This is a genomic window from Blautia sp. SF-50 (assembly GCF_900101315.1).
GTDB lineage: Bacteria > Bacillota > Clostridia > Lachnospirales > Lachnospiraceae > Blautia_A > Blautia_A fusiformis.
Map to the genome: position 1 here is coordinate 23,207 of NZ_FMUW01000032.1, position 8,287 is coordinate 31,493.

Sequence of the window (8,287 nt, forward strand, 5' to 3'; positions counted from 1 at the left end):
TTACTTATCTTTTTTCCGCTTACGGATATATAAGATACCAAATCCGGCAGCAAAGAGGAGTGCGGCACCTGCCAGTAAAAGATAAGGAAGAATGGTTGTTTCATCTCCGGTCTTGACTGGTTTGGAAGGTTCAGGTGTGTCTTTTGGAACTTCCGTAAGTTTTATCGTCTGTCCTTTATCGTCCAGATCCTCATGGGAAGCAATTTCAAGTGCTGTTTCTCCTTCAAGGGAAAAAAGTTTTTCAAAAACGACTACATCATGTCCAGCCAATGTGCTTCCATCAAAAGTGAAGATGACTTCGACAGAACCATTGGAATCCTTTGGTGTAAATTCTGTTTCTGCCGTGACAGGTTTTCCATCAATCAGAACTTCCTTTTGGGTTGTTTTGTCCATCAGTGTGCCGACCAGTTTGTATGGAGTATCCGGAATCAGATTTTGGTAGGATACGGTGTCAATGATGGTTACTTCTTTCGTAGCAACGGCTTCCTGATCCCCATCCGCTTTGTCCTTCGCAGTAGTTCCAATTCCCGGGAAGTAGATAGACTGTTCATGGTCTTCTATATCGGCGTGAACAGCAATCTCTTTTTCCTGATACGTTAAAGACTCAAAGACAACAATTGTTTTGCCGGACAGGATGCTGCCATCAAATGTAAAGGTAAGTTCAATACTGCCAGAGGCATCTTCAGGAGTAAAGGTCGTAGTGGCAGTAATCGGTTTACCATCTGCCTGAAGAGGTTCTTTTGTCTCTTTGTCCATCAAGGTACCGGTAAGTGCATACTCTTTTCCTGGAATTAGGTTACTATATTTAACCGTATCAACAATAGTAATCTCTTTATCGGTTTTGGCAAAATGATCTCCGTCTGCTTTGTCTTTTGCAGTAGTAGCGATTTCTGGGAAGTAGATGGTCTGCCCTTTATCTTCAAGATCTGCGTGTGTTGCAAATTCTTTGCCGTCATAAGTAGCAGATTCAAAAACAACTACGGTTTTTCCGGCAAGGGAAGTCCCATCAAAAGAAAAAATTACATCCACGGTTCCAGAGGATTCTTTAGGAGTAAATGTGGTTTCGGCAGTAACCTCTTTCTTATCTATTTCGACAGGCTTTCCAGTTTCTTTATCCATAAGGGTTCCAGTCATAACATATTCTTCGCCGGGCAGAAGATTTTTGTAAGCTACCGTATCTACAAGGGTAACTTCTTTATCTGCCTGGGAAAGATTCATATCTGTTTCCTTATCTTTTGCAGTGGTCCCGATTTCTGGGAAATAGATAGTCTGATCCTGATCTGTAATGTCCGCATGAACAGCCAGTTTTAAATCCTCCTGGTACAGTTCTTCAAATACTACGATTGTTTTGCCCTTCAGAGAAGAGGCATTGAACGTAAAGGTCACTTTTGCAGAACCAGAAGATTTTTTTGGTTTGAAGGTGGTTTCTGCTGTGACAGGTTTTCCATCTATTTCTATTGGCTTTCCGGATTCCTGATCCATCAGTGTGCCGATGAGCTTATAAGACTGTCCTTTCTTTAAGCCTTCGTATTCTACGGTATCAACCAGAGTGATTTTTTCTTCTGGTTTGGCAAAGTGGGAGTTGCTGTCTTTGTCAAGGGCAGTAGTTCCAATGGTAATCTGATCATCCGTTAAAGTTCCCATATCCACGACTACGTGATTTTTGTATACAGAGACTTCAATTTTTAAGAGGTTCATACCTTCATTGGAATCGCAGCGTTGTTCTTCCAAAATATAGGTATCATAAATCAGGGCTCCTTTGGCATCATCAGGTTTAGAAGAGCCAAACCAGATTCCGTCTTCAGAAGTTTCCCCACGATTGGTATTTGTAGTGTGCTTATTCCATTCTGAGGAAGTACTGGCATAGCCATTTTTGTCTGTTACAATGGTATGACTTTCTCCTGTAGTTTTGGAGGTAATGGAAAATGGAACATTTGCCAGCCGGTTTAAATCTCCGTCAGAGACCTTTACGAATTCTAAATCGCCACGGATTACCTGATTGGAAATTGCTGTTTCTTTTGCAGTTAAATCCAAAATTTTCCCATTTTCTGTGATATGAAACTCCTGAGAGAGTTTTCCCTCGTTCAAATAACCTTCCGGTGCTTTTGTCTCGTCAACCCGGTAATGTCCATAAGGGAGCGTATCTTTTTTGGTGGAAGCAAGCCCCTTTTCATCTGTCTTCAAAGTGAGAACTACTTGATCTTTTTCGTAAACGGTTCCATCCACAAGAACAGGATTTGGACCAAGATTGGTGATTGTAAATTCTGCATCCTTTAAAGAAGCATTTCCCTGTGGTTTGGCTTCTCCTGTTTCCAGATCCCGTTTTTGGATTTTGACACCGCCACGGATAATCTGGTTAGAAACAGAAGTCTCTTCTGTTGTTAAATTTACTATTTCTCCATTTTGGGTGATGTCAAATTCAAGAGCCTTTGCACCATCGGTTAGGTATCCGGAAGGCGCTTTGGTTTCTTCTATCTGGTAATGTCCAAGGGGCAGGGCATCAGCGGCACTTGCAGCAATACCATGTGTATCCGATTTGATTGTAAGCACTGCCTGACCATTTTCATAGAGCTTTCCACCTACCCATACCGGCTGTTTGTTCAAAGTGGTAATGGTAAATTCGGCATCTGCAAGCGATGCGGTTCCTTGTGCTTGTGTTCCCTGAGTTTCCAGATCCCGCTTCTGAATTTTGACGCCGCCTCGGAAGACCTGTTCTTCGATAGAAGAAGCGTTATAAATAGAGATAGTTTCTTCCGTACCGGTACTGGTGATTTGCTGCACGAAAACAGATTCGTTTGGAAGATAGCCGGCAGGGGCTTTGGTTTCCTGTACGGTTACTGTACCCAGTGGGAAGCAGACGGTCTTTCCATCACTGGCATAGAAAAATTCATCCCCGGATACCAAATAATCTTTTGTAAAATGGATTTCTCCAGAGGCATCTGTTTTCAATATCCAGGTGCGAACCGGTTTCTTGCCATTTGCTCCGGGATCGGTAGCTGACTGCTCTGTATAGAATTTTATTGTAAATTCGGCATTGGCGAGAGAGCCGGTTCCCTGTGCTGAATTTTGCTGTGTGTCAGCATCCAGCTTTTTAAGGAGCAGTTTTACGGGATTATTTTGAGGAATATCCTTTACTTTTACGGTAGATGTTCCTTCTGCTTTTACCGTAACATTATGGGCGGAAGTATCTATAGCAAACCCTTCTGGGGCACTGATTTCTTTAACGGTGTAACTTCCTTCAGCCAGTTCTTTGGATTTTGCATATCCTTTTTTATCGGTAACAAGAGTTTCTACCAGTTCTTCCCCTTTGTAGATTCCGTATTTGGCTCCTTCTAAAGAGTAATTGCCATTTTTATCGGAAATATCGGTATTGGCAGAGGATTTCTGCAGTTCGATAAAGCCGTTTGGAACCTGATACCAGCTTCCTGCAAAAGTTTGGGAAGCATCGCCAGGAACGATAAAAGCACGGAAGGATTCTGGTGGGGCAGGAAGCCCTTCAATGGCGTTGGCAACTTCCAATGCTTTGTCAATATAATTTTGAGGTGCACCATGAAAGGCGCCGGAGTCCCCATTATTTCCTGCATGGATATAGGAAACGACCAGATGACCAATGACATAAGAATTGTCATCGGACCATCCTTGGAAATATTGATCTTTTATTACCTTTTCATAACCATATCCACCGTTTAAGTAGTAAAGAGCTTTTCTGAGTGGGGAATTTTTTCCCAAAAGGTTATAAGGATACTTTCCGGAAGCCGGTGTTTTCTTTAATGGTTCTACGCAATAAGCCGTGTTATTGCCATCAAAGCTCATGCGGGAAGTATAATAGTCCCCGTATGGAATTTTGGCTCCTGCCTTATAATCAATGGTTCCATCTGCAGCATAAGCGGTATGGGCATTGAAAAAGAGTGTGCTAAGAAACATCGTGACACAAAGAAAAAGGGCGGTTAGCCGGATATGAGGTTGTTTTGCTGGTTTTAACATAAATCTCCTCCTTTGTTAAAAAGAAAAGCAGCCATATTCGGGCTGCAGGTAACATTAACCGACTTTTTTATCCTGGCGTTTCAAGATTTCCAGGAGTTCCTGTCGGTCTGTGGTAATTAATTCTTTTTCCAGGTTGGAAGCTTTAAATTCCACAGTGATATTATTGTTGTTTGTTGAAATTAGTCCGTTTCCACGTTGGAAATGGGTGATATTCATAACTTCGGTTTCGGAAAGACGAAGAATGGTTTTTACACGTTGTGCCTCTTCATCTTCCATGTTAAGAATAATTTTGGTTTTACAGTTATTGATAATGCCTTTTCCATATTTTCCGTCATCAAGAGCAAAAAAGTCATTGAGGTCCTGGGTTGCAAAAATACCGGCACCAGAGTATGCCCGGATGATCTTGGCAATCTCCAAAACGAATTCAGCGGCCAGGCGGTTACTGGAGGCACCGATGAGCTGCCATACTTCATCTACAAAAATGGCTTTTTCTTCGGTACGATTTTCTTTGGCTTTATCCCATACATAGTCCAGAGCAACAAACATCCCTACCGTTAAGAGATCACTGGAGCCAGTCAGCTCTGAAATGTCCAAAACGGTATATTTATTGGTCAGATCTACATTGGTCTGCTGGTTAAAAGAGGAAGCAGAGCCATGGACAAGACGGTTTAGGATGTGAGCCAGTCGTTTGGTATCTTCAGTTTCCATCAAAACATCATATACATCTCCAAGAATTGGCATCGCTTTATAATGATCCGGGTGTTTGGGATCAATGAGGGATTCATTCTTATGGGTGATTCCCTTTCTTGCATAGGTTTTAATCAGTGCTTCGTCCAAAAGCTGTTTTTCCTCATGGCTCATATCTGGAATGAGCAGAGAAAAGAAAACGTGCAGACGTTGAATCTTACTGGCTAAGGCAGATGCGTCTAAAGTTGGACCGTCCAGCAGCTCATTGACAGAGTTATCTACTTTTCGGATTTCCATGACATTGATGCAGTTTTGGCTGGCAGGAGAAATCTGGATAAAGGTTCCGCCTACATTTCTGGCAGCCCGATAAAACTCATGACCTTTTAGCGGTGCGATGATAAATACCTGGATTCCTTTACGCCGCATACGAAGTGCCATAGTCTGCATGGTAAAGGTTTTTCCGGATCCGGAAGTGCCAAGAATCGCAATATTGGAGTTTTTATATTGTTTGGAGTCAAAAATATCAGCAATCACTAAAGAGTTGTTATGCTTATTTACTCCAAATAGGATGCCGTTGTCATCGCAAATGCTGTAGCTAACGAAAGGATAGCAACTGGCAGCTCCGGTGGTTAAGACATTTCGTTTTGAGAGTTCATAGAGCTTCTTGTCCAGGTTTACAAGAGGAAGGGAAGATAAAAATCCCTGTTCTTGCAGGAAGTAACAAGACCGCAGATCCATATCCTGTGAGATGAGAAGTTTTTTCATCTCCTGAATCCGCCATTGTAGTTCTTCCAGATCACCTGCCGTAATCGTAATCAAAAGATTCATGTAATAGAAATCTTCATTATTAGCAAGTCCCTGTTTGAGGAAATAGCCGGAACGGATGGCAGAATCCAGATCATCAAAATCCGCATTGGTATCAGAGGCCTCTTTGATCTTTGAACGGTTGATCCGGATTTGCTGTCCAAGACGTTGCTGGATCTTATCTTTGGGCTGTTTATGCAGAAAAAAGTCAATGTCAATTCCTTCGCCAGCATTGATAAGCAGGGACAGCCAGCCTGGCATTACTTTTGCTTTGTAACCATCGCACGGCACCAGCAGGTAAGAATGGTAGATGCCATTTACCAGCACATAGTTGCTGTGCTTAAAGTCCAAAGACTCTGGTGCAATGAATTCATTGATATGGATGTTATCCACTTCCTGCTCACGACCAGATTCCATATAGCGGGTAAGTACCTGGTTAATCCGTTTTGGCAAAGGTGTTTCGGTACATTTGGTACGGTTCAGTAAAGTGTAGAGTACATCGGTTGTAAACTCATCTTCATTGTCATGAACCAGCACATCGTTGCCGCATTGATATAGAAAGGTTTTAGCGGTTTGTGCCGCAGTCTCCAAAGCCGCCAGGATTTCCTTTTCCTCCACCTTCCGATTCACATTGAAAGGTTCGTATTCAAAGATTAGGAAAAAACGTCTGGAAACCGCTTCTCTGGAGCTTAACTGCCGGACAAATTGGATATAGTCTTTTTGTAACTGCCGGCAGTTAGGATCTGATTCCCGTTCCATTTCCAAACGGGACTGTTCCAGATGTTTGTTGATATCCGCTTTTTTGGAGATCATCTTAATCTGCAGTTTCACAGGACTGATTTTTAGGTAGGAGATGAAGCTGAAGATGATCCCTTGTTGTTCCCTAGCACTGCGTAAGAGGAAATTGATTGGTTCAATCTCTAGGATTTTTACATAACGATGGTCTGTCGTGTAGATAACGCCATTGGCAATTTTATCAATAGGAAGATAATCTTCTAAGGTGATTTCTTTTCGTTTTTTCTTTTTGCTTTTCCCGGAAGCAGCAGATGACTGGTTGGAAGCTTTATTCGCAGTTCTTTCTTTTTTTCGCTCCTCCAAAAGTTGCTGCTTTATCTGTTGTTTTTCAAGTTTTGCCTGCCTTTTCGCACTTTTACGTGCAGCGTTTTGTTCTTTTTTTAATTGTCGGGACTCAAATTTAAGAATCCGGATGTCTTCACGAGCCTGTTTGCGTATTCCACGTTTTGTAGAAGTATCAAACTGCCGGCGTTCTTTTTTTTTAACAGCAGGGGATTCTTTTGTCTTCTCTTCAGAAGACATCTGAGAGCAGTTCTCTTCAGAAGAAGCTTCTGCAGGTTGCTTTGGATGACGTTTTCGTTTTCTGGTTTTGGGTTCTTTGTTGCGGGGTTTTTTAATCCGGTACTTTTTTTTCGGTTCCGGATGCACATCCATACGGTAAATAACCCGGCGGTTTTTCAGAAAACGCAAAGCGTTCATTAAAAATGCAGTAATGCTTTCCCCACCGATTCCAATTAAAGAAATCATAGCAGCAGGAAGAGCAGTCATACAGAGAATAATAATCCTGACAGTCAGTGTCAGAGGCAGATTGATAACAGGAATGGTGATCAGGATTGCCAGGACACCACCTTCGATGGCATTACGGATTTTAAACATTCCGCCCATAAAGGTCCCTTTTTCTATAAAATTGCGTGGGATGAAGACAGGATGTTGTTCTTCAGTATTGTTCATGGCTGCACCTCCTTTGGTTCTTCCATGGAAGGAGCTTCAGGAACTTCTGTGACAGGGGCAGCTTTTTCCAAATTCACTGAGGTATCGTCATAACCGCCTTCTTGCAACTGTTCAATTTCCTCTGTTGTGATGGAAGGAAGTTTGTCATCTGTCGGACGTTCATAGATGATTTCTTTTCCAGAATCAGGGGTACGTTCCTCACCGAAAAAGAATCTTCCAGTAGAGGAAGTGTAGTACACAGGAAGAACGGACTTATCCGGAAGCTGGAACAAAAAATTAATATCAGAAGCATTGGGATAGGTAGTATCATCAGCAAGGAAACGGATGGAAGTTAGAGACATCTGTTTTACGTTTTTAAGATAGGAGGTCAGTTCTTCCTGAAAAAGTTTCACCTGTTCCTTGGAGAAAAAGTCTTCCAAAGCTTCAAAATCCTGAAAGCTTATGGATTCGTTATTTTCTGCTTGTTCTGTCTCGGTATTTTCACTGTCATCGTGCTGAGTATTTTCTGTCTCGGATTTTTTGTTTCCTTTTTGGGATTTCCAGATGGAGGGAAAAACAAATCCGATGATAATTAAAAAGGCCATCATAAAGATAGCCAGAATTGCTTTTTTTCTGTTCATAAGTGTCTCCTTTATTTTTTAGCGAAGATCCAATAGGCATTTGCGGTTGCATGCACTTCCGTCATCATATCGAATTCACGGTTGATGTAGTTTTTGGAGGAACTGTCATTGGGATCATTGACTATGGTCTTATGTCAAGAAAAAGTACAAATTAAATACAACCAATTTTCTCTTTTTATGTAATTGTTAACTTGCTAAGCTTGTTACAGTCGTTTCCAGATTTTTTAGATATTGTTCCTCATATTCATTTGGAGATAAATATCCACAATGACTATGAATACGGACGGTGTTGTAGAACGTCTCGATATATTCAAAAATCAATTTATATGCATGAGTATAATTGAAAATTTTGAAACGATTAATCCACTCTCGTTTTAAAAGGGCATGGAACGATTCTATGCAAGCATTGTCCCAAGGATAAGCCTTCTTGGAATAGCTGTGAATCA

Annotated in this window: 4 protein-coding genes; all 4 read right to left on the bottom strand. The window is 41.6% G+C overall.

What is annotated here, in order from left to right:
• Positions 1-3,984, bottom strand: a complete 3,984-nt coding sequence (locus BLP57_RS14755) for a VaFE repeat-containing surface-anchored protein (RefSeq protein ID WP_059085292.1) — start codon at positions 3,982-3,984, stop codon at positions 1-3.
• A gap of 54 nt (positions 3,985-4,038) precedes the next feature.
• Positions 4,039-7,221 carry a TraG/VirB4 family ATPase gene (locus BLP57_RS14760; RefSeq protein ID WP_059085293.1) on the bottom strand — a complete coding sequence of 1,061 codons (3,183 nt, stop codon included), beginning with the start codon at positions 7,219-7,221 and terminating at the stop codon, positions 4,039-4,041.
• Positions 7,218-7,841 carry a DUF5038 domain-containing protein gene (locus BLP57_RS14765; protein ID WP_059085294.1) on the bottom strand — a complete coding sequence of 208 codons (624 nt, stop codon included), beginning with the start codon at positions 7,839-7,841 and terminating at the stop codon, positions 7,218-7,220. The genes BLP57_RS14760 and BLP57_RS14765 overlap by 4 nt, the downstream gene beginning before the upstream one ends.
• A 186-nt stretch (positions 7,842-8,027) precedes the next feature.
• Positions 8,028-8,287: integrase core domain-containing protein (locus BLP57_RS14770; RefSeq protein ID WP_139148858.1), on the bottom strand; the 260-nt coding region annotated here is incomplete at its 5' end.